This is a genomic window from Bradyrhizobium sp. CCGB01 (assembly GCF_024199795.1).
Classification (GTDB): Bacteria; Pseudomonadota; Alphaproteobacteria; order Rhizobiales; family Xanthobacteraceae; genus Bradyrhizobium.
Genome location: NZ_JANADK010000001.1, coordinates 4,136,992 through 4,160,168 on the forward strand (window position 1 = coordinate 4,136,992; position 23,177 = coordinate 4,160,168).

The following is a 23,177-nucleotide window of genomic DNA, read 5'->3' on the forward strand; positions in this document are numbered from 1 at the left end:
CCGGACGGTGCCGGCTTGCCGGCACCGTCCAACCGGTTTGGTTATGACGGGCGCCCCGGCACCAGGACGGCTCGTCCAACGATGCGGCCTTCCTTAAGGTCAGACAGAGTCTCATGGGCGCTTTCGAGGGGCCGGGTCACAATCGGCATCGGGTCGACGCCGGTCCGCACCAAGCCCATCAATTCGATCAGGTCTCGCCGGCTACCAACAAACGAACCGGATACCGTAATCGCGCGCAAAGGCATCGTTGCCAGGGATAGGGCTCGCTCGCCGCCGTAGAGACCCACGATCACGTAGGTTCCCCCCTTGGCAAGGGTCGCCATCGAGAGGTCCCACGAAGCCGGGGAGCCGACGAAGTCGATGATCGCGTGGATGCCACCCTCGGAGCGCTCGGCAAGGAGTTTAGCGAAGGCGTCTGTGGTGGGATCGAGCGCAGCAATTGCGCCTGCTGAGAGGGCCGCGCGCCGCTTGTCAGGGTCGATGTCGGCGATGATCGCCCCGGACCGTCCCATCGCCTTCAATAGCGAAAGGCACATCAAGCCCAGCCCGCCGGCACCCACGATCAGGATAGGCTTTCTCAGTCCACGAGGACCGAGCTTCTTCAGCGCGGAATAGGCTGTCAGTCCCGAGCACGCATAGGGGGCGGCCTGCTCGGGCGAGAGTGCGGGAATATCGACCAGGTAGCGGGGGTGCGGGACCAGGACGTGGTCGGCATAACCGCCTGGACGCAGGACGCCGAGATATCGGGGAGTCGGGCACAAATGCTCGTCCGAACTCTTGCAGACCTGACACTCGCCACATCCGAACCATGGATAGACCAGATAAGTTCTGCCGGCTTCGACAAGATGGAGCGCTTCGTGGCCAATTGCCACGACCTCGCCAACGACTTCATGCCCCATCGTGTGCGGCAGCTTTTGGCCACGGTCCGACATCTTCATCATCTTTCCGCCGCCGAGGTCATAGCCGCCTTCCCAGATGTGGAGGTCGGTATGACAAACGCCGCAGGCGCGCACCCTGAGGAGAACCTCATTGCCCTCGGGGACGGGCGTGGATGTTTCGATGCATTCGAGGGGAGCCCGGTATTGGCTGAGCGCAAAACTTTTCAAGTTTTCCTCCGTTGTGAGTGATCCTGAATGACATGCGAACCGTTGCCCCGACATGGACGAGCTTCGTGGTGAGCCTGACCCGATCGTTCAAGCTGCGCGCGTCGCGCGTGGTCCGATTGACATCCCGGTGACGTATCTATAGCAATATAGTTAGGTTGGTTAAATAACTAAATGAGGCTGGGATGTTTGAGCGAGCTTTGAAGAATTTCGATATTGGTCCTCTGAACTCCGGCGCTTACGCCCATGGAGACGGATGGAGCCCAACCACAGACAGAAGTCCCTTCGATGCGGTCGACCCCGCCGAAGACAAGGTTGTGGCAAAAATTGCCGGCGCGAATGAGCGGGATTACGAGCGCATCATTCGCTGTGCTCAGGCCGCGCAAATCGATTGGGCCTCTGTTCCTGCGCCGAGGCGAGGTGAGCTGGTTGGGCGGATTGGGGCCTTGGCCTGTGAGCATCTTGACGATCTGGCCGCGCTTATCGTGGTCGACACGGGCAAGGCTCTTGGCGAGGCAAAGGCTGAAATTCGCGAAGTCATCGACATGGCGGCCATGGCGGCGGGACAATCTCGCATGATGTACGGCTCGGTTCAGCAGTCCCAGCGCAGCAAGCACCGAATGTACGATCAATGGCTGCCGCTAGGCGTCGTTGGGGTGATCACGGCCTACAATTTCCCGGCCTCGGTCTGGGCCCAAAATGCCTTCCTTGCGGCCATCGGCGGCAATACCGTCATCTGGAAACCCAGTCCGAAAGTGCCGCTTACCGCGCTCGGCTTGCAGCAGATCTGCAACAGAGCGATGAGCGAGCTCGAGCTCGACGGTGTCTTCTCGCTCTTCATGCCAGGCGATAACAGCGTGGCAGAGCTCCTTGTCTACGACCGACGGGTTGCCTTGGTGTCGTTCACGGGATCGAGCGCCGTCGGCCGCAGGGTCGCGGATGTCGTGGGAAGTACATTGGGACGCCGCTACTTGCTCGAATGCTCAGGCAATAACGGCTGCATCGTTGATCAGACCGCCGACCTCAAGCTGGCGGCGCGCAGCATTGCCTTTGGTGCAATCGGCACGACCGGTCAGCGCTGCACAAGCACAAGACGTGTCATTGTCCAGCGCTCGGTCGCTGAACCACTCGTCGCACTTTTGAAGGAAGCATTTGGCCAGATCAAAGTCGGCGATCCACGCGAGCCCGCGACGATTGTCGGCCCGCTGGTCGACCGGGACGCTGTCATGCACTTCGACAGGGCTGTGCGGAATGCAAGGGACGCTGGCGGCAAAGTCGTCTTCGGTGGAAAGCGCATTGATCGACCGGGCTACTATGTCGAACCGACGCTCATCACGGATCTGCCACCGGATCTGCCGTCTGTTCAGAAGGAGACGTTCGCTCCGATCGTCTATGTCTTTCTCTACGATACGCTTGAGGAAGCCATCCGCATCAACAACAGCGTACCGCAGGGATTGTCGTCGGGTATACACAGCACGGATCTCTCCAATATCGAGCTGTTCCTGTCGGCCGCGGGGAGCGACTGCGGGATTGCGAGGGTCAATATGGGGACGACCGGTGCGGACATCGGTGCCGCGTTTGGAGGTGAGAAGGAAACAGGTGGCGGACGCACGGCCGGGTCTGACGCCTGGAAGGGTTACATGCGAAGACAGAGCGTGTGCGTCAACTGGGGAGGGACCTCTCCTTGGGACGGATGTATCCGCCTCTGACCAAGCCGAAGTTGATTCACCGGGGTGGCGGCAAGTCATGAGCTCAAGCCGCCACTGCGGTTTGAGACCGTCGCTCGTAGATGTGCTGGGAAGGGCGGGAATCGCCTCAGGGACGATGTATCGGACGAGCGATCAGCCCAATCCAACAGTCGGATCCAGTTAGCCATGAACTGGACGGAAAACATCTTCCAGGAATTCGTTGACGCCCTTCAGACGGCCATGGATGAGAACGAGTTCGAGCGGATTGCGACGCGGGCATCCCACGGCCTCGGCTTTCGCTGGTTTGCCTATCTCAGCATTGTCGACAGCTCGCTGAAGCTCATCTCATCCTACCCAAAATCCTGGACGAGCCGGTACCTGCGCCGCCAGTATCAGCGGCTCGATCCCGTCATTCTCCGGGCGCAAACCGAGCATGCGACTTTCACTTGGGGAGCATCCTCCGGGTCAATCCGCCCGGCAAGCCGGGAGCAAGTCCGCTTCTTCCAGGAGGCAACTGAGTTCAGGATCAGGTCGGGAATCACGGTGCCCATCAGGGCAGGGTTCGGCCGCATGGCAGCCTTCACCGTTGCGACCGATGACGCCCTGATGGAGCCGGACGTGCTGTTGGCGACATCACATGATGTCGTCCAGCTGCTTGGCCTCTATTTTCACACACATCTACGCGGGCGACCTGCAACGAGCGTCGTTCCGCAACGCGTCCAGATCCTCAGCCAGCGCGAACGGCAATGCCTGGCATGGGCGGCTCTCGGCAAGACCGTATCCGAGACGGCCGTAATCCTCGACATCACCCCGCGCACCGTGGCTTTCCATCTCGCGAACGCGCGCCGTAAGCTCGGCGCGGTGTCGATTACCCACTGCGTCGCGCTGGCGATGCGGCAAAGACTTCTGCCCTGACAGACCTCGACCTCTTGGCCAACCCCGTACGGCGCCGCGTCAAGGCGTGCCTCGGCTATCGTCGCATGGAAAAATCGGCGCTTGTTTGCCGACATTGGCGCAAGTTTCGGTTTCGTCATGAACCTGTCAAATAGCACAGGCGCTGCAATCGCTGCTCTCTGGTCTGGTGAACTCCTTCCAACGGAGTTCGCTATGCACGCCATTACTCTCGACCATCGTCAATCCGGATCCCGGCTCGACCTGTTGGCGCAGATGTTCCGCCTGCGCCGCCGCGTCTTCAAAGATCGCCTGGACTGGACAGTCTCAGTCTCCGGAGATCTGGAGATCGACATTTACGATGCGCTGGCGCCAACCCACATCCTGGTCGTCTCAGACGACAACGACGTCCTCGGATGTGTCAGGCTGCTTCCAACCACCGGCCCAACCATGCTCGCCGACACGTTTCCGATGTTGCTCGGGGACAAGGAGGCACCAAGGAGCGAACTCATCCTCGAGAGTTCGCGGTTTTGCGTCGACACTGAGCGCGTCGCCGAACTGGGGCAACGCGGGTTCAATCGCGCTACTTTCGTGCTTTTCGCAGCAATGCTTGAAACGATGCGCGCGAAAGGCGCAAATGCGATCGTAACCGTCACCGACGTGCGTATGGAACGCATTCTAAGGCGAGCGTACTGGCCGCTCGAGAGGTTGACCGAACCGCGTAAGCTCGGTCAGACGACCGCGCTCGCAGGTTATCTCAGACACTGCGATCTGGCGCTGGAGGCGATGTACCGGCAGGCGGGCGTTCCGGGGCCTGTCTTGCGTAGGTTGCCTGAGGATCGCAAAGCCGCGTGACCACGTCATGCCCTGCGCCATGGAGCCTGGATCTTGCTGGCAGACCCCCGCCAGAGCCGTGTCGTCCTGCTCAATCTCGCGCGAGGCAGCGTAGCGGGAGGAGCTGGGGCTTTTGCCGCGCAACGCGATGAAGGCCTGGCGCTGCTCCCGATCTGCCGCGATATCCTTGGCGTACGATCAATCGCGTTCGGTGCGCATTGGCCGGGCCTGTGTGCTGCAGAGGTGGCTGCCGCGATCGAGTCTTTCGAGTCGGACGCTCTGTCGCCATGGCACGATCCAGCATTTAGCGCGCAGCTCGCGGAGGCGGACGCCGGAATCGTCTTCTTCGGTGGCGGGTATTTGGAGGAGGAGGTTCTGGTTGCAGCACTCGAGGGGGCGAGACGGGGTTATGAGGTTCGGTTGCTTGCGGATCTGGCATTCGCGAGAAGAGAAGCTGATCGCCAGCTTGTTGTTAATCGCCTGGCGCATCATGGCATCGTCACGACCACAATCCGTCAAGCCTTGTTCGAGTGGGCTGCGGCTCTGGATGATCGTGAGCTGATGCTCAGAATCCAGCGATTGCTGTCTTGAGGGGCGCCACCCGCAAGCCTTTGCTTGCGGGCCGGGCTCTCGTGAACCGAGCCCAGAATGGTCTCGGCCTTCCGGCTTTGATCCCTGGCGCAAAGGACAGGGTTGTCTGAGTGGAAGCGAAGCCTGGAAGGCGATGTCCAGGACACAAGGCTTGAGATGTAACGCCTGCGAAGCAAAGCCTCCGAAGCGATACCTTTGAAGCGGCGTCTGGTGGGGGATGTCTGGAACATGGCGTCTCAGAAACGGGAAGCAACCACCAAGACAATCCTGGCAAGCGCCGGCTCGTAGAACGTCGCGTTCGACGCGTGTAATCGCGAACCGTCGCGGTCACAGGAGGTGGTCCGTCGATCGTGTCGCCAGTGCGATAACTGAGCGGGGAGTGACCTGAGCGGGCGTCGTCCGGGCTGCAAAGCGAGCCGGGAGACCAATCGCAATGGCGCCGGGTTCGCAAGCACCGTTTCCGATGCGCTTTGCGGAGCCAGCCGCGAAGCGGCCGGCGCATTTGAGTTGCCCCCTGACGTCGGGGTGGGCGGCGCTCCCGCATAGCCCCGAACCGGCCGGCTGCAACCGCGCCCCCTCCGGGTCTCTCTCTGTGCACGTTGTTCTTGGGCGCGGTCCTCCGCTGTCGCTCCGGCCGTTCCGGTGCAGCCCGCCTCAAATGTTCGGGGCTTTCCGGTCGCTCTTCGCCGCCCACCCCGCCTTCCGGGGGCAGGGCGCGGAAGAAGGGCGGATGGAGACTGATATGAGTACGAAGAACCAACGCGATGAGATGACCAAGCCGAAAGCGAGCCTCTATGAGGAGATTACAACGCGCATCGTCGCCGATTTGGAGGCCGGCATCTTCCCTTGGGCGCGGCCTTGGGGAGTGGGGGGCGATCATCACGCCTTCTCGCTGCCGCGGAACGCGGCGACAAGCAAGGCCTATTCCGGGATCAATATCCTGATCCTCTGGGGAAAGCAGTTTGAGAGCGGCTTTTCCTCGGGCCGCTGGATCACCTTCAATCAGGCTTCCCAGCTCGGCGCGTCCGTTCGCAAGGGCGAGCATGGCGTCACCGTCTGCTACGCCGACCGCTTCATTCCCAAGCGCGGCCGGGACGGCGCATCACGAACCGGGCAAAGCGAGGCGGAGGAGGGCGAGACGGCCATTCCCTTCCTGCGCCGCTACACCGTCTTCAACCTCGACCAGTGCGAACATTTACCCGACCATCTCGCCGCGGTTTCCCCCTCTGTGCCGGAGCGCCAGATCGTGCCGCGGGCCGAGGCGCTGGCCGTTGCAACGCTCGCCGATATCCGCATCGGCGGCACCGAAGCCTTCTATGCCCCGTCGACGGACCGCGTTCATATCCCACAGCAAGCCGCTTTCTTCGAGCAGATCAACTTTTACCGGACGCTGTTTCACGAGCTTGGGCACTGGACCGGCCATCAGTGCCGCCTAAACCGCGACCTCTCGGGCGCGTTCGGCTCCAAACCCTACGCCAAGGAAGAACTCGTTGCCGAACTGACGGCCGCCTTCATCTGCGCAGCTCTCAGCATCAAGCCAACCGTCCGCCATGCCGACTATCTCGGCTCATGGCTGGACGTTCTTCGCGAGGATAGCCGGGCGATCTTTCAGGCGGCAAGCAAAGCCTCCAAGGCCGCTGACTTCCTGCTCGCGTTTGGCCCGAGCAACCGCGCTGAAGCAGCGCAGGCGGGGGCACCCTGAGGCAGCGCGGGCTCGGTCCTCACCGAGGCCCCTGGCATGGTGCTCAAGCCTGGCGCGGCCAAGTGGTGGGGACGAGACTTTCCTCGATCCTCTTCGCGACCGCACCGCGATCAACGCGATGCGCTCGAAAGGCGCCGGCACGACTGCCTGAACGGGGAGGCAGGGCAAAGGTCGAAGGCTTGGTGCCGCGCTACATGGCGTTTCAATCGGGCAATACGCCCCCGCAAAACCCCTCGACCTTGCGCGCACCTGCGAAATCATTAATCCTTTGTTTACCGGGGGCTGAGGACGACGATTCGGGCGCGAACACTTGGTTTGCGCCCGGATTTCGTGCGTTCCGAGTCGCTTCAGAGTCAATCCGGCTAACCGCAAATATAGCCGCGAGCTCATCGGCCGACTCGCCCTATGAGTCGATCCAGGCGGTGCATCGCATCGCATCATGGAGCCGACCATGGCACACCCCTCGAAGGTCTTTCCCGAGCCGTACACGGTCAAGCTGAGGCGCATTTGCCTTGCTCAATTCGTCGTCACCGTCTCGACGCTGACCTCGACCGCCGTGCTGCTGTCATGCCTTGCGCTGGTGGCGAACGGGCTCAATTAGGGCAGGCTGCGGCGTCCTCGCGCAGAAACGTAAGCTCGACGCCACATACGAAAAAGCCGGACCGCAGCACATCAAGCGCCCACGATCCGGCCCAACGATTGGGACGATCATTCCGGCCAACGCCAAAAGGTCAATGAGAGCGGCGAAAACCCGCGAGCGGCCACTTGGCTGGAATGAAAGCTAAAGGCACAGAAGAATTACTTCTTCTTTTTGGCCTTCTTCACCGTCTTCTTAGCTGCGGTTTTCTTCGCTGCCTTCTTAGCCTTCTTCGCTTTCTTGGCCATAAGCCCTCCAACTATCCTCAAAGAAAATGCACACCGGGAATCGGCATGCACGTGAAACAGTGTACATTGGATTTGCCTGCTTGACACTGGCGCGCAACATTCGCGCGTTGCGAGTCGCAAAAGAGCGGTTCTTGATCGCGAATGCATGAGCAGTGAGACGTCTCCAACCAACATCCCGGCAAGGTCGCCCGAGCGAGCCTTCCCTGAGAGTTGTCCCCGAAGCCGACGAATGCCAGTCGGCAGGAGGCTACACCGGGGAAGGGGCGTCATTCGTGTCACGGCCAATGCCGATCGTTGGAGCGCTTGAAGGGCGCACGTCTCGAGCGCCGCAAGCGAAGAAACACACGCCTTGGAGGCCGGCGTTTCTTGCTCGGAGTCGCACAGCGACCGGTCTCGACGTCCCCGATCATGACGCGGAAGTTGGGATGGATCTCAAGGGGACGCGCCAGGATCTGTGTTGAGCGGGCCGCTATGCGCGCGGCCTTGAGAGACATCCTTCTCCGTCATCGCCCCGGTGCCGCCAACCGATCGGGCGAGCCTTGTTCTCTTGTTGCCTGCGGGCCCGATCTCCCTGCGCGTGGCTGAGAGACCTATGGCAAGCGCCCCGCCTGCCAAAACCCTCGCCGCCAGCTTTTTTCCCCGCCGGACAAGTCCGGCTCCTCGCGGCCGCTACGCTTCAAAAAAGCCGTCGGCTCGGGTGCTCCGCATGGGCTGCGCCCCGCGAAAAGCCGCGGGTTCGAAGGAGTTGCGCTTCCCATCACGGTCTCGCCATCACGAGGGATCGGCTCCTCGCGAGCAACAAGAGGACAAGACCATGACCGCAATCGGATACGTCACCAAGAACGACAACGGCAGCTACAAGGGCCAGCTCCGCACCGTCTCCATCCGGGCCGACATCGACATCATTCCCAACCGCGACAAGACCGCCGACAGCCATCCCGACTTTCGCGTCATGACCCAGAACGTCGAGATCGGGGCAGGCTGGATCCGCCGCGGCGAGAACAGCGGCAAGGACTATGTGAGCCTGTCGCTGGCAGCCCCCGAGTTCGGTCCGCGCAAGCTCTACGCCAATCTCGGGCGAGCCGCCGGCCAGGATGACGACAGCGTCTTTGCCCTGATCTGGAATCCCGTCGACTGACAACAATCGGCCTCCGCGGGCAATTCTCGCGGGGGCCGTTCTCTCGCCCCGATTGACCGGGCCAAGCAGAAAGGGGACAGTCTCGCCGGGGCCATCCATTGACCAATCCCGTCTCGCACTCGCGCCGCGACGCCGGCGACAACGCTGCTGCCTGCAATTCCGTCGCCTATGACGGGAGCGATTGGGCATGGGAGTTCCTGCGCAGAAACGAGGACTACAAAGCTGATTGGCGTTGCTCCGTGCCGCAGCGCCTGTCGTGCATCACCCTGATCGACGGCACGCGCCTGTTGCGCCTGCCGCGGCGTTTTCCTCGCGCCGAGAAATGGGGCCTCTCCGCCTTCGCCGATCCGCGCCTGGCTGCCGATCAGGCGCCCGTGTTCTGGCACGCCGATGCCCTTAAACGGCTCGTTCGCTTGAACGCGACCAGACCGACACCGGGGAGCAAGACCGCATCCTTGACCCTGGGAAATTTCCGGGTGGATCGACATGCCGTCATCGGCGCCAATGGCGTGCCGCTGGTGTTGATGAAGGGCGGGGGTGTCCACGTTCCCATCGCGATCCACGGCCTGCGCGTCCTCACCGCGGCCTTCGCGCCAGTGTTCGAGCTGACCGACCTTACCGACATCGCCGCGCAGACAGAGCTCTTGAAGCAGCTAAAGCGCTTCACCGAGCCGAGCTTCCAGAAGACGCAAAGGCCGCCATTTGCGAATGACGAGCGTTTGCAGCACGCCCTCATCGCGCTCGACGAAAGCCTTCGCGGCAAGACCTATCGGCAGATTGCGATTGCAATCTTTGGAGAGAAGAAAGTCACTGAGGAATGGCGCAGTCATAGTCAATTCTTGAAGGACCGCACGCGACGGCTCGTTGCGAAAGGCACCGAACTCATGAAGGGTGGCTATCGCGATCTTCTGGGTTAACCAGAGCTTGCGGGATTGGTGGACTGGCCCAGTTCCTCGCTCGCTAGACCAATTTTGCGCGCGCCTAGTGGCGAAATGCACCCGGCGAAACTTCGCCACTCCCTAAACTGCTCTCGATCGGACGACGCTTCTTCACACACTCACGGGTTGCGTGGCTGTAGGAAGGAACACTTCTGCAATGACGGGACAGGATGACAAGGCTTCCGACAAGCCTTTCCTCAACACCAAGGAAGCGGCGGCCTGGCTGCGGCTGACCAAGAACACCCTCGAGAAAATGCGGGTCGACGGCAGGGGACCAGCCTACCGCAAGCACGGACGCTACGTCCGCTACCACATCGAAGACCTCGTCGAATACTCCGAGGCCAGCAAGCGGAGGTCGACGTCCGATGCCGATTGATCGCAACAAACCATGGCACCAACTGGTCGTACTGTCGGCGATGTCGGCCAGCACCGTCGCTGCCTTGCTGACGTTCGGACCCCAGCAGCCTGTCGTGATTTACAACGCCTCCGGCAGCGCGCCGCTCGGCTTCTACTACGTCGAGCCGCGAGCGCCGGCCCGAGGCGAACTCGCCGTCTACAGACCACCGCCCGCGATCGAGCTCCTCATCCTCGCCCATGAGATCCTGCCGGCCCCGGTGCCGCTCCTCAAGCAGGTCGTGGCGAGCGCCGGCGACGACGTCTGCCGAGCCAAGGACCCGATTGAATCAATCTTCATCAACGGCAAGGTCACCGCCGAAGTCCAGGAAAAAGACCGGGCAGGACGGCCTCTGCCGTCCTGGGAGGGGTGTTTGCGACTGGCCGAGGGAGAGTATTTCCTGATGCAGCCGCACCCGCTGTCGTTCGACTCCAGATATTTCGGGCCGGTCCTGCGATGCGATATCCTTGGCGTTGCCTCGCCACTCTGGACGTGGAAACCGGCTGGCTGACACGACGCCCCTCGGCATCGGCCGCCAGGCTTGCACCGCTTGGCGCGGGAGGCGCTGCCAGCATCAGGCTGTCTAGAAGAACGGCCGACCGATAGCAGGCCTGTCGAGGACGGTTAGGCGAGGACCGCTTCTGGGCCCAAAGGCGACGTGGCTTGACGGTTCACCGACGTCCGCTTCGAGGGGTAGATCCGACCTAAACTCCATCGGGCGGGAACGTCCGCAAGTGACCAAAGCGGAACTCGACTGATTTTGCGGTTTGAGCAAACTGCGCTTTAACCTTTGGTTGCACACATTACGATTGTCCATCGTATGCGTGGTCTAAGAAGCTACGGCTAGAACGCGCCGGGGTGTCGCGCCAAGACAAACCCAGAACCGAAATCGTGCATGAAGGCCATAGCTCTCATCTCTTTAGCTTTGGTGGTCGCTTTTGTTGCGGCTTTGGTTAGTGCGAAGCGTTCGCCAGTATTCCAGGCACTTCGCGGCAACTGGGATTTCGCAAAGTCCGCCACTCGCGACACAGGTACTTATTATCGACTCAAGGTGAAGCTGTCTTACAAGGGTGAGACGCAGGATTTCGACATTGTTGTCGGCTGCGACGTACGCCAGATCAATTACATGGACGGGGGTCGAACGGTCGAAATCGGTCTGACACCAAGCGTATTCGGTCGTCGAATGGGCGACGGCAGAGGACTTGTCGTGCGTCCGCCACGAGCGTGCCGGGGCGAAACGACGGAAAACGGCGAAGTGCCTCCCGACCTGCTCCCAGTGATAGTTGTCTACGATGATGCAGAGACGCTTGCATTCGGGACGGCTTACCTATCCGACGACGCGTATGAGAGCCCTTTGTCGGTTCTTCGATTTGGAGGAGCTACAATAGAGCGCGCTGACCGTGCCGCCTTTGACCAGTTTCGGAGAGAGCAACATAATCTGGTCTCTCGATCATCCTACCATACGGCCAGCGGCGTAGCCGCGCTTAAGGAACATGGCTTGCCGCCCGCGCGTGTTCCGATGGGGCTCGGTTGTTATGGCTATGCTCGCTTTCGATTGGTTGGAGCAAGGAAGGAGCGCGTCCATGAAGTCTGGCCCGCTGATCGACCTCAATTTTGGAAACCTATAAACACAGAAGAGCAGGAGGCAGTAGATCCTCTGCTTTACGGTCGCCCTATGCAGACTGATCACGAAGATGCAGTCCCGGTCCCGTCAAATCGCGTGCTTTATAACCTTGAGTTCGACGTGCCTGATAGAGGGCTCCCCCGGCGCCATCCAGTCAAATGGGGCAAGGGCGACCAGGGCGTTGCTCCGTCTTACTATCCCGACATGACGAGTTGGTCCGCGTTGCCATGTCCTGCTGATCCCGTCCAAAGGACTGAGGACCTGTTTCGCGAGGGCCCAAACGTTGGTGCCAGTATCGACTTTCGGAATGGAGCGGCGAGAGGGTTCGGATATTGCTTGACGCTGCCACGTGCGCTCTCTCCCTCCGGGCCAGCCTCCTTCCGGTATCTCGGGATTCCCCGGACGCACTTGGTTGACGCCATCGAAGTTCAAAATCGGGCCAGCGACTGGGGGTTTGAGAGGCCTCTTATTGTCGACCGCGACGAATTTATGTTTAAGCCCTTTGCTTTCAGTCTTCCGTCGCACAGGGGAGACGTATAGGCCAATTAGGCGGGGCCCTGTAGCGCCGAGATGTGCTGAGGCAAAGAAGTCGCGAGAGTCTGCTGCTGGCCCTTTTGCGACATGCCGTCGAACACTGCGAATGTCCGCTCGTCAGGTTATACCGGAAGTGACTGTCGGACAGCCAAAACGACGAGAATGACCCGAAGCGGAAGCTTCGAGCGTCGTGTCTCTCATTCGGGTTTGAATGCGCCTTTGACCGGATAGCCAACGTTCACAGCAATTTTCCAAGCATCATCAACCCTATTCAGCAGGTATGTACCCCCCAGACCTGTTTAGTTCGGCAAGCGATGTCGAGCGGTGACGGCTTACGATCCTTCGTCGCCGATGTCTCGAATTTTTTCATGCTGTGCATCGGATAGAACAGCGTCAATAGTTCGCTTGAGCGCTTCCTGCGAGCAAGGCTTGTTCAGGACAGGCATTCCTTGAAAGCCATCAGGCACACCTTTCGTGCCGTAACCACTCACGAATACCAGTGGAAGGCCGCGTCCTGTCACGGCCTCGGCGACGGGCCTCACATTGAACCCATGCAAATTGATGTCGAGGATCGCGCAATCATAGTCCTCAATCTCCGCAAGGGATCGGCCTAAATCGACACTCCCGGCTTCGGCAATGACGGTATGCCCAAGCTGCTCAACCATATCTACGAGCATCATCCGAATGAGGGCTTCATCTTCAACGAGGAGTATCGATGCATGCTTCATCCGATGCTTCCGGTGCCGGTAAGAAGCGACTAACTTTGATTGAGTAGCTGCGAGGCCGCTGCCACAAGCTGCGCCGAGGCGAATGGCTTCGTCAGCGTGATGCCGTTCGGAACGCCTTGCACGGCCCATTGGTCGGCCGCCATTCCCGACATGTAAATCACCGGGAACGCGGCATCCACCTCGCGGGCCGCTCGCGCTACTTCCCAACCATTGAACCTTCCGAGTAGATTGATGTCAGTGACAAGGCTCCGATACGCAACAAGCCCGCCTTTGAGTAGAGTCACTCCCTTCCTGGCGATGGCGGTCTCAAAGCCTCCCTCACTCAGCGCATCCTCGACAATCCCTTGGATGGCGTCGTCGTCCTCGACGACAAGGATTAATGGCACTTCCGGCAAGGTCGCCCCCAACTTACATTTTCGCTGAACGTTACAAAGTGCACAGAAGCAGAAGGTTCCCGAGAACTGGGAATAATCGGCAGCATGGGCACTCCTCACTGGACTAAGCGGGAGGCTCTGACGCTTTTTTGGCGTTGTTCTTTTGTCGGAGGAACGTGACCGCCAGCTCATCGCCGTTCACTCTGTCGAGCAGGCACCGGCGATAGGCAAGGCCGGTCGAAGAGAGGACAAGAAAGAACTCCGTTAAGGCCAGTCCTTCGATTGATCCTTCAACCTGAAGGATCCCGCCGGCTTCCGAGACTTCCTTGACGCGGCATGAGCGACGCCAAGTCCCATCGATGGCCATTATCTGCGCGGGCAAATGGTGCTCAAACGTGACCTTGCGGCCTGCTTGTTCTTTTTCTTTGGGCATGGGCGAGTCGAGCCAGTAGATCGTATCCCTTCTATCGAGGATGACTAAGAGGACGCAACCAGTTCCGGGAAAACTTGGCAATTATCAGCGCGGCGGCGGCACCCGCGCGGAACTTATCTCGGTGGTTGTAGCCAGCTGAACGAAGCCATAGTCTCAAGAAGTTCCGCAGGCCGGAGCGGGCGAAGGGCTGGCAGGTTCGTGTCAACCGCTCGCCATGGGACCTACCTGACGTGAAGGCTTGTTTGGTGGCGGCAGGCCTATTTCTTCCGCCCGCAACGCAGCGAGCTTCCGGTAGGCTGTCGCTAAGCCCTCAAGGCACGCCCTGAGGTCGCCATCAATCTCGTTGGCGGCTAGCCGCTCGAATGCAACGGCCGTCTCGATGTCGTAGTGCATCAGCGCATCAATCATCGGCTCGATCTTCGCTTGCATGGGTGTCATTCCTCCGGCTGCTTGAGGCTGTTCGCAGTTGCCCAGCGAGCCTCAGCCTGAGCAACAATCTCGGCGCTGCTGGCGAGGGTGGAGTAGCTACGCTCTAGGGTTGCGAGCGAATGTTTGGCTCGCCCTTCATTTGCAGCCAACTTTGCGGCCCTACAACGCTCAGCCAACTCGCGGTATTCTTGCGCTTTTCTCATGACAACCAAGCCATCGGCGCTCTGGACGTTCCTACGCTGCGCGACAGTAGCGGGGTTTCACCGGAGGCAGAAAGTCCGCTGTCCGATAGGAACGGCAAAGAACATGACCCGTTGCCGGACATCGATGACGATCATTGCTCTCCTCCGCATTGACTAACCCGGTCAGCAACGCTGGCCGGGTGCTTGTCAGTGGCAAGAACGGGCACGAACGTAGGCAGAAAAAACAATGAAGTGGATGTTGGTGGTCTTGGTAGGCGGCGTCGCGCCCGTCAACACCGATCTGGTGTTCGATAAGTTCACCGACTGTCTCGCCGCCGAGGAGCAAATGCGACAGCACTATGCGGATGCGTTCGATGCGTGGGATCGTCAGGCGGCGGCAAGGATCGACCGGCGCAAGGACTACAAGAAGGCCCGCGACATTGAGGCCAAACGACTGCTGAGTAACGTGGGGACCTGTGTCCCGCATGGAGGCGGTGATCAGCAGCCCGGCACGGCTCCGCAGCGGTAGCCCCCTGTTACATCGTCGCAGCATCCCGCAACGTCACCGCCTCAGCCAGCACCTCAGCCGACGCCGCCGACCTAACGGCAGCGGTGTCAGCTTCTGGCCCAAAGCTGACCTTGCCGCGCTGCTAGCCGAGCGTCGGCTTTTGACCCAAAGGCGACCTCACGCCAGGTGGTCTGTCAACTGCTCAGGGGCACGGAATCCTAACCCTGTTCTGGAGTTTCGGGATGGAATTCCGAAAGGAGACACGAAGCTCAAATCGCTCCGCGGCGGGGGCCAAGGCGATTTGAGGTGGTCGATCGAGGTGAAGACCCTCTGGTTTGAACACGGAGCTCCGCGACGAGCGGACGAGACCTGGTGCAGATCCACGACGACGGACGCACGTTATCTTGCCTGTGGCCACGCCCCCCAAAACGCGCCTGGACCACGCGGGAGTGCCTGTGATGCGGCGCCGTCACACCGATGGAAAGATGCGCCGCGACGGTTGCCGGCTGCCTTGTCGCAGCGATTTTATGCCTGTCGATGAGCGCGCAAGAGTGCACGGCGCACCCGGGCTCTCACTCGTCGTGACGCTGCGTGGCGGCACTGCGAAGGTCTCGTCACAGCAGAGAGGAAGCGAGAATGGGTGAGACAGAGCAGACGAAACGACCGATTGAGAGTGCAAGATAAAAGCGCTGGCGCTACGGAGCGCCTAAACCGTTGTCTGCACATCCAAGTCGTGGCGACATCGCTCGGCGCGATGTCGCCAATTGCGGCTCAACTCGATCGCGTTGCTCGCTGATTTCGTCTGCGTCTTGGCAGCCGCGGGCCTGCTTCACATATCCGCATGTCTTGCAGACGGAGAGCCCGGCTCATGCACGGCATCGACGACGAATTCGAACCAAAGCTTGGCCGGATCGCCAACCGCAGAGCCAAGCGAGCAACCGGCTATCTTCGGCGCGTCCGGCAGGCGGCCGAAAAGGCCGGCGCCGGTTCGCATCGCGCGTCAAGCTTTTCGGGCGGCCGGATCGGTCGCGGGCACGCGCAGGGTTCTGTGCTGGCCGGACGAGCGCGGGTTAGGGGCCAGCGTCGCGTCGTGATCAAGGCACGCATCGTGCGCATCAAGGCCGGCGATCCCGGCGCCATTCGGGCGCACTTGCGGTACGTGCAACGCGATGGCGTCACCCGAGACGGTGAGCCGGGCGAGCTCTATGATGACGCGAACGATCAAGCGAACGGCAAGGCTTTCACGGAACGAAGCGCCAGTGACCGCCACCAATTCCGCTTCATTGTCGCACCTGAGGATAGCGCGGAACTCTCCGACCTGAAGCCTTTCATCCGCGACCTGATGCTGCAGATGGAAAACGATCTCGGGACCAGGCTCGATTGGGTCGCCGCGGATCATTTCAACACCGGCCATCCCCATACCCACATCGTCTTGCGCGGCAGGGATGGCGAAGGAAATGACCTCGTCATCGCGCGCGACTATATCGGTCATGGCTTTCGGTCTCGGGCAGCGGAGCTCATCACGCGAGAGCTTGGCCCTGAAACGGAAATTGAGGCCGCGCGCAAGCTTCGGCAGGAGATCACGGCCGAGCGGCTGACGCGGCTCGACCGGAGCATCCTGCGTGATGCTCCGGGCGGAGTTCTTGAAGTGGGGGCGTTGTCTGGACGGGAGCCTGGCTGGCAGACGGCGCGGATCGGGCGGATGCGAACCTTGGAGCGGATGGGGTTGGCGATGGAGGCTGAGCCGGGGCGTTGGCGGATCGACTCCGAGCTCGAACCCAAGCTCAGACGCATGGGGGAACGCGGCGACATCATCAAGACCATGCATCGTGAGATGGCTGCGGCAGGGATTGCGCGGGCGGCCGGCGACTACGCGATCTTTGATCCGGAACGAGGCAATCTACGACTGGTCGGGCGGGTCGTTGGCGATGGGTTCGCGGACGAATTGTCGGAGCGCCGCTATGTCGTGATCGACGGGGTGGACGGACGGACGCACTACGCCGAGATTGGTGCCGTTGGCGCCAATGAAGAGCCGCTTGTCCGGAACGCGATTGTCGAGCTCAGCTCTCGAGCTGCCGAACCGCGCCAGATCGATCGAACCATCGCGAAGATCGCCGCTGCGCATAACGGCCATTACAGCGACCGCCTTCATCGCCAGTTCGATCCGCAAGCTTCGACCGAGTATGTTGCAGCTCATGTGCGGCGCCTGGAATCGATGCGGCAGGAAGGCATGGTGGGCCGGCTCGGTGATGGGAGCTGGGCAGTGGGCGAGGATCATCTTGATCGGGCGCTTCGGTATGAGAGCCGCCAGCGCTCTCGCAACCCCGTGCGGATCGCCGTGCTGTCGTGGCAGAGGCTCGAGGATCTCCCGCAGGCGGTGGGCGCAACGTGGCTCGATCGTCAGCTTGTCGCCAAGACGCGCGAGGCGTTCGCACCGAGCGGAATGGGCGTTGAGGTCGAGACGGCAATGCGGACGAGACGGCAATGGCTGATCGAGCAGGGGCTTGCGGCCGAGCAGGATGGTCAGGTGCGCTATGCGCGGGATCTGTTGCGGACGCTGGAGGCGCGCGAACTCAGACAGACAGCGGCGGAGATTGCCGCGCGGACGGGTCTTGAGCATGTCGATGTTCAAGTCGGCGACAGTCTCACAGGCGTCTACCGGCGCATGCTGACGCTGAACAGCGGCCGCTTCGCCCTGATCGAGCGGTCTCATGACTTCGCACTGGTACCTTGGCGGCCGGTGCTGGAGAGGGCGCGCGGGCAGCTGGTCACCGGCAGCCTGGGCGGAGAGGGCATATCCTGGTCGATCGGCATCAAGCGCGGTATCGGCCGCTAGAGGATACGGCGGTGTGCGACCGCTTCACGTTTCCGGTGAGAGGACGGTCCCGGGAGGGAAGTGTTCGCCAGCAACAGCACTCAAGAGGCGAGGGAGTAACTTGTACTCCGGCCGCCGCCCTCGTCCTTGGCGAGAATGCCCTGATCAACGAGATCCTGGATGTCGCGCAAGGCGGTGTCGGGCGAACACTTCTCGATCTTTGCCCATTTGCTCGATGTCAGCTTGCCCTCGAACCCGTCCAGTAATCGGTTCAACATACCGCGCTGTCGCTCATTGATCCGGGCCGTGGCGTGTCGTTTCCAGAAGTCGGCTTTTTCAAGCACCGCTGCGAGAATGGTCTCAGCTCCGCTGAAGGCGCGGTCGAGGCAGCCCAGGAACCACTCAAGCCATGGCGTGACATTGAGGTTGCCCTTCTGGGTGCTCTCCAGCATGTCGTAGTAGGTCTTCCGCTCGGTGCGTATCTGGGCGGACATGCTGTAGAAGCGCTGCGGAATTCCTTCAGAGCGGGCAAGGGACATGTCGGCGATGGCGCGCGCGATGCGCCCGTTACCGTCCTCGAAGGGATGGATTGTCACGAACCACAGATGCGCGATCGCGGCCTTGATGATTGGGTCGATCTTCTCTTCCGTGTTGTACCACTTCAGAAACGCGGTCATTTCGCCATCGAGCCTTTCGGCGGTCGGCGCTTCGTAGTGGACGCGCTCGCGACCATAATCGCCCGAGACAACCTGCATCGGTCCGGCTGACGCGTCCCGCCAGGCCGCCACAGTGATCTTCTTCAGGTTGCTGCGACCCGTTGGGAAGAGTGAGGCTTGCCAGCCGAAGAGCCGCTCTGCAGTGAGCACGGCTTTGAATTTCTGGGTGGCGTCGAGCATCATCTCGACGATGCCTTCGACATTCCGATCTGCCGACGGCAAGGCGCCCGCGTCCAAGCCAAGGCGACGCGCTAGCGATGAGCGTACGGCCTCCTTGTCGAGTTTCTCTCCCTCGATTTCGCTGGACTTGAGGACCTCTTCGGTCAGGGTGGTCAGGACGGCTTCTTCCTGCTGGGGGAACCCAAGGGTCTGCATTCGGCCGATGAGTTGGCCCTGCTTGAGCCGGACGGCTGCGAGCTGCTTCGCCAAGGCGTCGGAATCCCATGAAAAATGGGGCCAACCGGGCAATTGGTGGATGTAGATTGTCATTCTCCGCACTCGTTGCGGAGAATATGGCGGCTATTCCCTGCATTCGCAAGGGTATTCACCGCAGTCTATGCGGGGAATAGGAAGGCTATTCCCCGCAATGGTTTCGATTTCCTTAACGACCTCCCCAACGCTTCCAAGGCCGCAAAACCGTTGCGCGTGAACGCCCTTCCGACAGTCGCTTTGCCAGGGTGCCTCAATCGGACGGCATGGCGCGACACGAGCAAGCTCGGGGCTGCTCTCGCGCGAATTTATACTCAATTCGTGGAATGAGTATAACCAGCCGGTCTTCAGATTCTCTGCTGATGCCGTAAATCCGAAAATAGATGCGCCAACAAGACCGTGCGATTCGCTCGCATCCTTGCTCACGATGTCGGTGAGCTAAGCAATCAGCCGAGCCAGACGATTGATCCAGTTTCGTCAGACCGCTCACCTTCTATTGAGGTGCATCCTCAACCACGCTGAAACGGGCGTATCGTTGATCTCTCAGGGATGAGTGCGACCGGCGTGGATTTCATTGCCGCCGACGATTTTTATTCCCATTGAATGCTTCGGCTACTCCCGCTTTTCATCTCGCACGCACTCGGCGGTGCGAGTGAGCGGGTCGGGAAATGTTTCCAGCAAAAATCTATGTCGGTCAGATCGTCGTCGTGCTCGGCATCGTCGTTGCGTCGACCTGGGGCGCGACGCAATGGACCGCCGCAGCTCTCGGCTATCAGCAGCGGCTGGGTGAGCCCTGGTTCTTGATCGTCGGATATCGCGTCTATCTGCCTTGGCGATTGTTCGAATGGTGGTTCGCCTATGAGGCCTATGCACCTGAGATATTCGAGAAGGGCGGAGCCATCGCTGCCGCTGGCGGCATCGCAGGCGCGCTGTTTGCGATCCTCAACTCGGTGTGGCGGGCGCGGCAAAATCAGCTCGTGACAACCTATGGCTCGGCCCGTTGGGCGATGCCCAAAGAGATCAAGCACGCAGGCCTCTTCGCAGCCAAGGGCGTGTTTCTCGGACGACTTGAAAGCAATTATCTGCGGCATAACGGCCCGGAGCACGTCATGTGCTTTGCACCAACCCGGTCGGGTAAGGGCGTCGGACTGGTCCTGCCCACACTACTGTCGTGGACGTCGTCCGCGGTGGTGCACGACATCAAGGGCGAAAACTGGGAATTGACCTCAGGTTGGCGTTCGACATTCTCGCATTGCCTCTTGTTCAATCCCACGGATTCGCGGAGCGCCCGCTACAATCCGCTGCTCGAGGTGCGCAAAGGAGCGGCCGAAGTCCGCGATGTCCAAAACATCGCTGACATCCTGGTCGATCCGGAAGGGGCGCTCGAACGCCGAACCCATTGGGAAAAGACAAGCCATTCGCTTCTGGTCGGTGTCATTCTTCACGTCCTTTATGCGGAAGAGAAGAAGACGCTTACCCGCGTTACGGAGATCTTGGCCGACCCTACGCAGTCCTTTGAGAAGACGCTTAGGATCATGCTGGCGACCAATCACCTTGGCAGCGAGGCCGAGCCCAAGGTGCACCCGGTTGTTGCCGCGACCGCACGAGAATTGCTCAATAAGTCCGAAAACGAACGCTCCGGCGTTCTGTCGACCGCCGTGAGCTTTCTTGGCCTCTACCGCGATCCGGTCGTCAGCCGAAACACCGAAAGCTGCGACTGGCGCATTGCCGACCTCGTGAGCGCCGGCAAGCCTGTCACGCTTTATCTCGTCGTTCCGCCGTCGGACATCAGCCGCACCAAGCCGCTGATCAGGCTGATCCTCAATCAGATCGGGCGCCGGCTGACCGAGACGCTGAACACCAAGGCAGGTGACCGCAGGCAGCGCCAGCTCCTGATGATGCTGGATGAGTTTCCCGCACTGGGGCGGCTCGACTTCTTCGAAAGCGCGCTCGCATTCATGGCCGGTTATGGCATCCGCGCCTATCTGATCGCGCAGTCGCTCAATCAGATCGCCAAGGCGTATGGCGAGAACAACGCGATCCTGGACAATTGCCACGTCCGCATTGCCTTTGCGGCCAACGATGAGCGCACCGCCAAGCGGATCTCGGACGCCCTCGGCACCGCGACGGAACTACGTGCACAGCGCAACTATGCCGGTCACCGGCTGGCTCCATGGCTTGGCCATGTCATGGTCAGCCGTCAGGAGACTGCGCGTCCCTTGCTGACGCCAGGCGAAGTGATGCAGCTACCGCCCGACCAGGCCATCGTGCTGGTTTCCGGGCTTGCACCGGTCCGGGCGAACAAGCTGCGGCACTATGAGGACGCAAATTTCGTCAACCGTCTGCACAATCCACCAACCCTGGTGGGCGATGAGTATGCCGATCGGCCGCCTGCGCGCACCGACGATTGGCGCGGCGAAGTGCGCACGACCGACCTTCGCCTCGCGACCCTGCCGTATCGAGAACTTATGCACACAGGCGGCGAGGAAGGCGGCCTCAAGCAGCAACTGGTGTTGTTCGACGAGGCCTCGTCGGGTGTGAAGGAGCCTCGCGCCATCGAGGATCGGCTGCTCGATGATGAGTCCGACGTCGCCGCCGACCGCAGCCAGATGCAGCAGGCCGCAAGCGCATCCAGCACCGTACGACGAGCCCATGCCGTCACCCGTGACGACGACGATCTTCTTCCCTCGTTCTGAAGAGCATTCCCGATGAAACCGAAACTCTCGGCCTACGTCTCCGACAGTGTGGCGCAGCGACTTGAGCTCGCAGCCAAGCGTCCGGGAACCAATAAGTCAGCCATTGTCGATGCTGCGCTGGATCGTTTCCTCAATCCAGAGCGGGACACCAGCGGCGATGCGGCGCTGATCCGAAGGCTGGACAGGATGAGCCGCCAACTCGAACGGGCGGACCGCGATGTGGGTGTTCTGGCGGAGACCATAGCGCTATTCATCCGCTACTACCTGACCATCACACCGCCGCTGCCCTCGCAAGATCAAGATGCAGCACGTGCGCTGGGCCGCGAGCGGTTCGAGATGTTTGTCGCCCAGGTCGGCAAACGCGTCGCCGCCGGTGGCCGGCTCGTCGCTGACGTCATGGATCGCGTCAGCACCTCGAAGCCGGATCTCTTCATGCGGAACCTCGAGGAGGGCGCTCCGCTGGGCGCTGCCCAAGAGGACGATCGCGGGTCCCGCGCGCAGAGCGCGGCGGGTGAGCCGCCGGAGCATTCTCCGGCAGGGCGAGAGGAGGTCGGCAATGTCTGATCTCCTCTCGCCAGAGACCCGCGAACGACGTCGCGGTATGCTGCGGACGGCGATGGGACCTGCGATCGCGCTGGCTTTGGAAGAACCTGATGTCGTCGAGGTCATGGTCAATCCCGATGGGAGGCTTTGGCTCGATCGGCACGGCGCGGGGCGCACCGATACCGGCGTCGTTCTAACGCCGCAGGAGTCGGAGCGGATCATTCGTCTTGTTGCCAGCCACGTGCGGGCGGAAGCAAGCGGTTCGTCTCCAATCGTCTCGGCAGAACTGCCTGAGACCGGCGAACGCTTTGAAGGCATCTTGCCGCCGGTCTCACTCGCGCCTTGCTTTGCCATCCGCAAGCCCGCAACGACCACGTTTCGCCTGTCCGACTACGTCAAGGCACAGATTGCCTCGCCATTGATGGCGAGGGTGCTGACTACCGCGGTCACCGAGGCCCGCAGCATCCTGATCGCCGGCGGCACCGGGTCGGGCAAGACGACGCTTGCCAACGCGCTTCTTGCGGAGATCGCCGGCCTTAAAGAGCGGATAGTCATCATTGAGGACACCCGTGAGTTGCGCTGCGATGCAAAGGACGCCGTGACGCTCCGGACCAAGCCGGGCGTGGCCAGCCTTGCCGATCTTGTCCGCTCTACGCTGCGCTTGCGGCCCGACCGCATCGTCGTCGGTGAGGTCAGAGGCGCCGAAGCCCTCGACATGCTGAAAGCCTGGAATACGGGCCATCCCGGTGGAATTGCCACGGTCCATGCCAACTCGGCACGAGCTGCGCTCTACCGGATCGAGCAGCTCATTCAGGAAGCGGTCGCAACCGTGCCACGTCGTCTCATTGCCGAGGCGATCGACATGATCGTCTTCATCAAGGGGCGGGGGCCTGCACGGCGCATCGACGCCGTCGCCGAGCTCAAAGGCCTCGATCCATCGGGCGACTACCTGCTGGAGACCCCGGCCGGACTTCCAAACACCTCCCACCGCCCCTGACCTGA

General features: G+C 61.1%; 21 protein-coding genes. 15 read left to right on the forward strand and 6 right to left on the reverse strand.

Annotated features, from left to right (window positions below; all coding sequences use genetic code 11):
• Positions 1–41 precede the first annotated feature (41 nt).
• Positions 42–1,106 (reverse strand): alcohol dehydrogenase, encoded by a 1,065-nt coding sequence (locus tag NLM25_RS18825; RefSeq protein ID WP_254137926.1) that lies wholly within the window; start codon positions 1,104–1,106, stop codon positions 42–44.
• Between the two features lie 182 nt (positions 1,107–1,288).
• On the opposite strand from NLM25_RS18825, the gene NLM25_RS18830 reads away from it, so the two are divergent.
• From NLM25_RS18830 to NLM25_RS18875, 10 genes are all read left to right on the forward strand, one after another.
• On the forward strand, positions 1,289–2,812 hold the full coding sequence (locus tag NLM25_RS18830; RefSeq protein WP_254137927.1) for an aldehyde dehydrogenase family protein: 1,524 nt from the start codon (positions 1,289–1,291) through the stop codon (positions 2,810–2,812).
• A 24-nt stretch (positions 2,813–2,836) separates the two neighbouring features.
• Complete coding sequence (locus NLM25_RS18835; protein ID WP_254137928.1) at positions 2,837–3,706, forward strand: autoinducer binding domain-containing protein; 870 nt, start codon at positions 2,837–2,839, stop codon at positions 3,704–3,706.
• Between the two features lie 81 nt (positions 3,707–3,787).
• Positions 3,788–4,537, forward strand: a complete 750-nt coding sequence (locus NLM25_RS18840; RefSeq protein WP_254137929.1) for an acyl-homoserine-lactone synthase — start codon at positions 3,788–3,790, stop codon at positions 4,535–4,537.
• Positions 4,538–4,570: 33 nt separating this feature from the next.
• Entirely contained in the window at positions 4,571–5,107 is a 537-nt protein-coding gene (locus NLM25_RS18845) for a hypothetical protein (RefSeq protein ID WP_254137930.1), read from the forward strand.
• A gap of 742 nt (positions 5,108–5,849) precedes the next feature.
• Positions 5,850–6,809, forward strand: coding sequence for an ArdC family protein (locus NLM25_RS18850; RefSeq protein ID WP_254141213.1), 960 nt, complete (start codon positions 5,850–5,852; stop codon positions 6,807–6,809).
• Between the two features lie 451 nt (positions 6,810–7,260).
• Positions 7,261–7,410: a hypothetical protein gene (locus tag NLM25_RS18855; RefSeq protein WP_254137931.1), complete on the forward strand. Its 150-nt coding sequence runs from the start codon at positions 7,261–7,263 to the stop codon at positions 7,408–7,410.
• Positions 7,411–8,508: 1,098 nt separating this feature from the next.
• Positions 8,509–8,832 carry a DUF736 family protein gene (locus NLM25_RS18860; protein WP_254137932.1) on the forward strand — a complete coding sequence of 108 codons (324 nt, stop codon included), beginning with the start codon at positions 8,509–8,511 and terminating at the stop codon, positions 8,830–8,832.
• A gap of 98 nt (positions 8,833–8,930) precedes the next feature.
• On the forward strand, positions 8,931–9,749 hold the full coding sequence (locus NLM25_RS18865; protein WP_254137933.1) for a DUF2285 domain-containing protein: 819 nt from the start codon (positions 8,931–8,933) through the stop codon (positions 9,747–9,749).
• Positions 9,750–9,927: 178 nt separating this feature from the next.
• Positions 9,928–10,146, forward strand: a complete 219-nt coding sequence (locus tag NLM25_RS18870) for a helix-turn-helix domain-containing protein (protein ID WP_254137934.1) — start codon at positions 9,928–9,930, stop codon at positions 10,144–10,146.
• Entirely contained in the window at positions 10,136–10,675 is a 540-nt protein-coding gene (locus tag NLM25_RS18875; RefSeq protein ID WP_254137935.1) for a S26 family signal peptidase, read from the forward strand. The genes NLM25_RS18870 and NLM25_RS18875 overlap by 11 nt, the downstream gene beginning before the upstream one ends.
• A gap of 1,979 nt (positions 10,676–12,654) precedes the next feature.
• Here the strand turns inward: NLM25_RS18875 and NLM25_RS18880 are convergent.
• The 4 genes from NLM25_RS18880 to NLM25_RS18895 form a co-directional block, all read right to left on the reverse strand.
• Positions 12,655–13,050 carry a response regulator gene (locus NLM25_RS18880; protein WP_254121837.1) on the reverse strand — a complete coding sequence of 132 codons (396 nt, stop codon included), beginning with the start codon at positions 13,048–13,050 and terminating at the stop codon, positions 12,655–12,657.
• A gap of 29 nt (positions 13,051–13,079) precedes the next feature.
• The gene (locus tag NLM25_RS18885) at positions 13,080–13,445 is read right to left on the reverse strand and encodes a response regulator transcription factor (protein WP_254121838.1); all 366 of its coding nucleotides are present in this window, start codon (positions 13,443–13,445) and stop codon (positions 13,080–13,082) included.
• A 103-nt stretch (positions 13,446–13,548) separates the two neighbouring features.
• The gene (locus tag NLM25_RS18890) at positions 13,549–13,857 is read right to left on the reverse strand and encodes a hypothetical protein (RefSeq protein ID WP_254121839.1); all 309 of its coding nucleotides are present in this window, start codon (positions 13,855–13,857) and stop codon (positions 13,549–13,551) included.
• A 201-nt stretch (positions 13,858–14,058) separates the two neighbouring features.
• Positions 14,059–14,286 carry a hypothetical protein gene (locus tag NLM25_RS18895; protein ID WP_254137936.1) on the reverse strand — a complete coding sequence of 76 codons (228 nt, stop codon included), beginning with the start codon at positions 14,284–14,286 and terminating at the stop codon, positions 14,059–14,061.
• 429 nt (positions 14,287–14,715) lie between these two features.
• Between NLM25_RS18895 and NLM25_RS18900 the strand changes: the two genes are divergently transcribed.
• Together NLM25_RS18900 and rlxS are read left to right on the forward strand one after the other, a co-directional pair.
• Positions 14,716–14,997: a hypothetical protein gene (locus NLM25_RS18900; protein WP_254137937.1), complete on the forward strand. Its 282-nt coding sequence runs from the start codon at positions 14,716–14,718 to the stop codon at positions 14,995–14,997.
• A gap of 847 nt (positions 14,998–15,844) precedes the next feature.
• Positions 15,845–17,812, forward strand: a complete 1,968-nt coding sequence (gene rlxS, locus NLM25_RS18905) for a relaxase/mobilization nuclease RlxS (protein WP_254137938.1) — start codon at positions 15,845–15,847, stop codon at positions 17,810–17,812.
• Positions 17,813–17,892: 80 nt separating this feature from the next.
• On the opposite strand, the gene NLM25_RS18910 is transcribed toward rlxS, so the two are convergent.
• Positions 17,893–18,996 (reverse strand): Fic family protein, encoded by a 1,104-nt coding sequence (locus tag NLM25_RS18910; RefSeq protein ID WP_254137939.1) that lies wholly within the window; start codon positions 18,994–18,996, stop codon positions 17,893–17,895.
• Positions 18,997–19,604: 608 nt separating this feature from the next.
• On the opposite strand from NLM25_RS18910, the gene NLM25_RS18915 reads away from it, so the two are divergent.
• The 3 genes from NLM25_RS18915 to trbB are packed head-to-tail and all read left to right on the forward strand — an operon-like array spanning position 19,605 to position 23,172.
• The gene (locus NLM25_RS18915; protein WP_254137940.1) at positions 19,605–21,632 is read left to right on the forward strand and encodes a conjugal transfer protein TraG; all 2,028 of its coding nucleotides are present in this window, start codon (positions 19,605–19,607) and stop codon (positions 21,630–21,632) included.
• Positions 21,633–21,644: 12 nt separating this feature from the next.
• Positions 21,645–22,196, forward strand: a complete 552-nt coding sequence (locus NLM25_RS18920) for a CopG family transcriptional regulator (RefSeq protein ID WP_254137941.1) — start codon at positions 21,645–21,647, stop codon at positions 22,194–22,196.
• A 37-nt stretch (positions 22,197–22,233) separates the two neighbouring features.
• Entirely contained in the window at positions 22,234–23,172 is a 939-nt protein-coding gene (trbB, locus tag NLM25_RS18925) for a P-type conjugative transfer ATPase TrbB (RefSeq protein WP_254137942.1), read from the forward strand.
• Positions 23,173–23,177 lie beyond the last annotated feature (5 nt).

Coding starts and splice junctions, on each gene's coding strand:
- NLM25_RS18830 (WP_254137927.1), top strand. CDS start 1,289: ATGTTTGAGCGAGCTTTGAAGAATTTCGATATTGGTCCTCTGAACTCC.
- NLM25_RS18850 (WP_254141213.1), top strand. CDS start 5,850: ATGAGTACGAAGAACCAACGCGATGAGATGACCAAGCCGAAAGCGAGC.
- NLM25_RS18855 (WP_254137931.1), top strand. CDS start 7,261: ATGGCACACCCCTCGAAGGTCTTTCCCGAGCCGTACACGGTCAAGCTG.
- NLM25_RS18860 (WP_254137932.1), top strand. CDS start 8,509: ATGACCGCAATCGGATACGTCACCAAGAACGACAACGGCAGCTACAAG.
- NLM25_RS18870 (WP_254137934.1), top strand. CDS start 9,928: ATGACGGGACAGGATGACAAGGCTTCCGACAAGCCTTTCCTCAACACC.
- NLM25_RS18875 (WP_254137935.1), top strand. CDS start 10,136: ATGCCGATTGATCGCAACAAACCATGGCACCAACTGGTCGTACTGTCG.
- NLM25_RS18880 (WP_254121837.1), bottom strand. CDS start 13,050: ATGAAGCATGCATCGATACTCCTCGTTGAAGATGAAGCCCTCATTCGG.
- NLM25_RS18890 (WP_254121839.1), bottom strand. CDS start 13,857: ATGCCCAAAGAAAAAGAACAAGCAGGCCGCAAGGTCACGTTTGAGCAC.
- NLM25_RS18895 (WP_254137936.1), bottom strand. CDS start 14,286: ATGCAAGCGAAGATCGAGCCGATGATTGATGCGCTGATGCACTACGAC.
- NLM25_RS18900 (WP_254137937.1), top strand. CDS start 14,716: ATGAAGTGGATGTTGGTGGTCTTGGTAGGCGGCGTCGCGCCCGTCAAC.
- rlxS (WP_254137938.1), top strand. CDS start 15,845: ATGCACGGCATCGACGACGAATTCGAACCAAAGCTTGGCCGGATCGCC.
- NLM25_RS18910 (WP_254137939.1), bottom strand. CDS start 18,996: ATGACAATCTACATCCACCAATTGCCCGGTTGGCCCCATTTTTCATGG.
- NLM25_RS18915 (WP_254137940.1), top strand. CDS start 19,605: ATGTTTCCAGCAAAAATCTATGTCGGTCAGATCGTCGTCGTGCTCGGC.
- NLM25_RS18920 (WP_254137941.1), top strand. CDS start 21,645: ATGAAACCGAAACTCTCGGCCTACGTCTCCGACAGTGTGGCGCAGCGA.
- trbB (WP_254137942.1), top strand. CDS start 22,234: ATGCTGCGGACGGCGATGGGACCTGCGATCGCGCTGGCTTTGGAAGAA.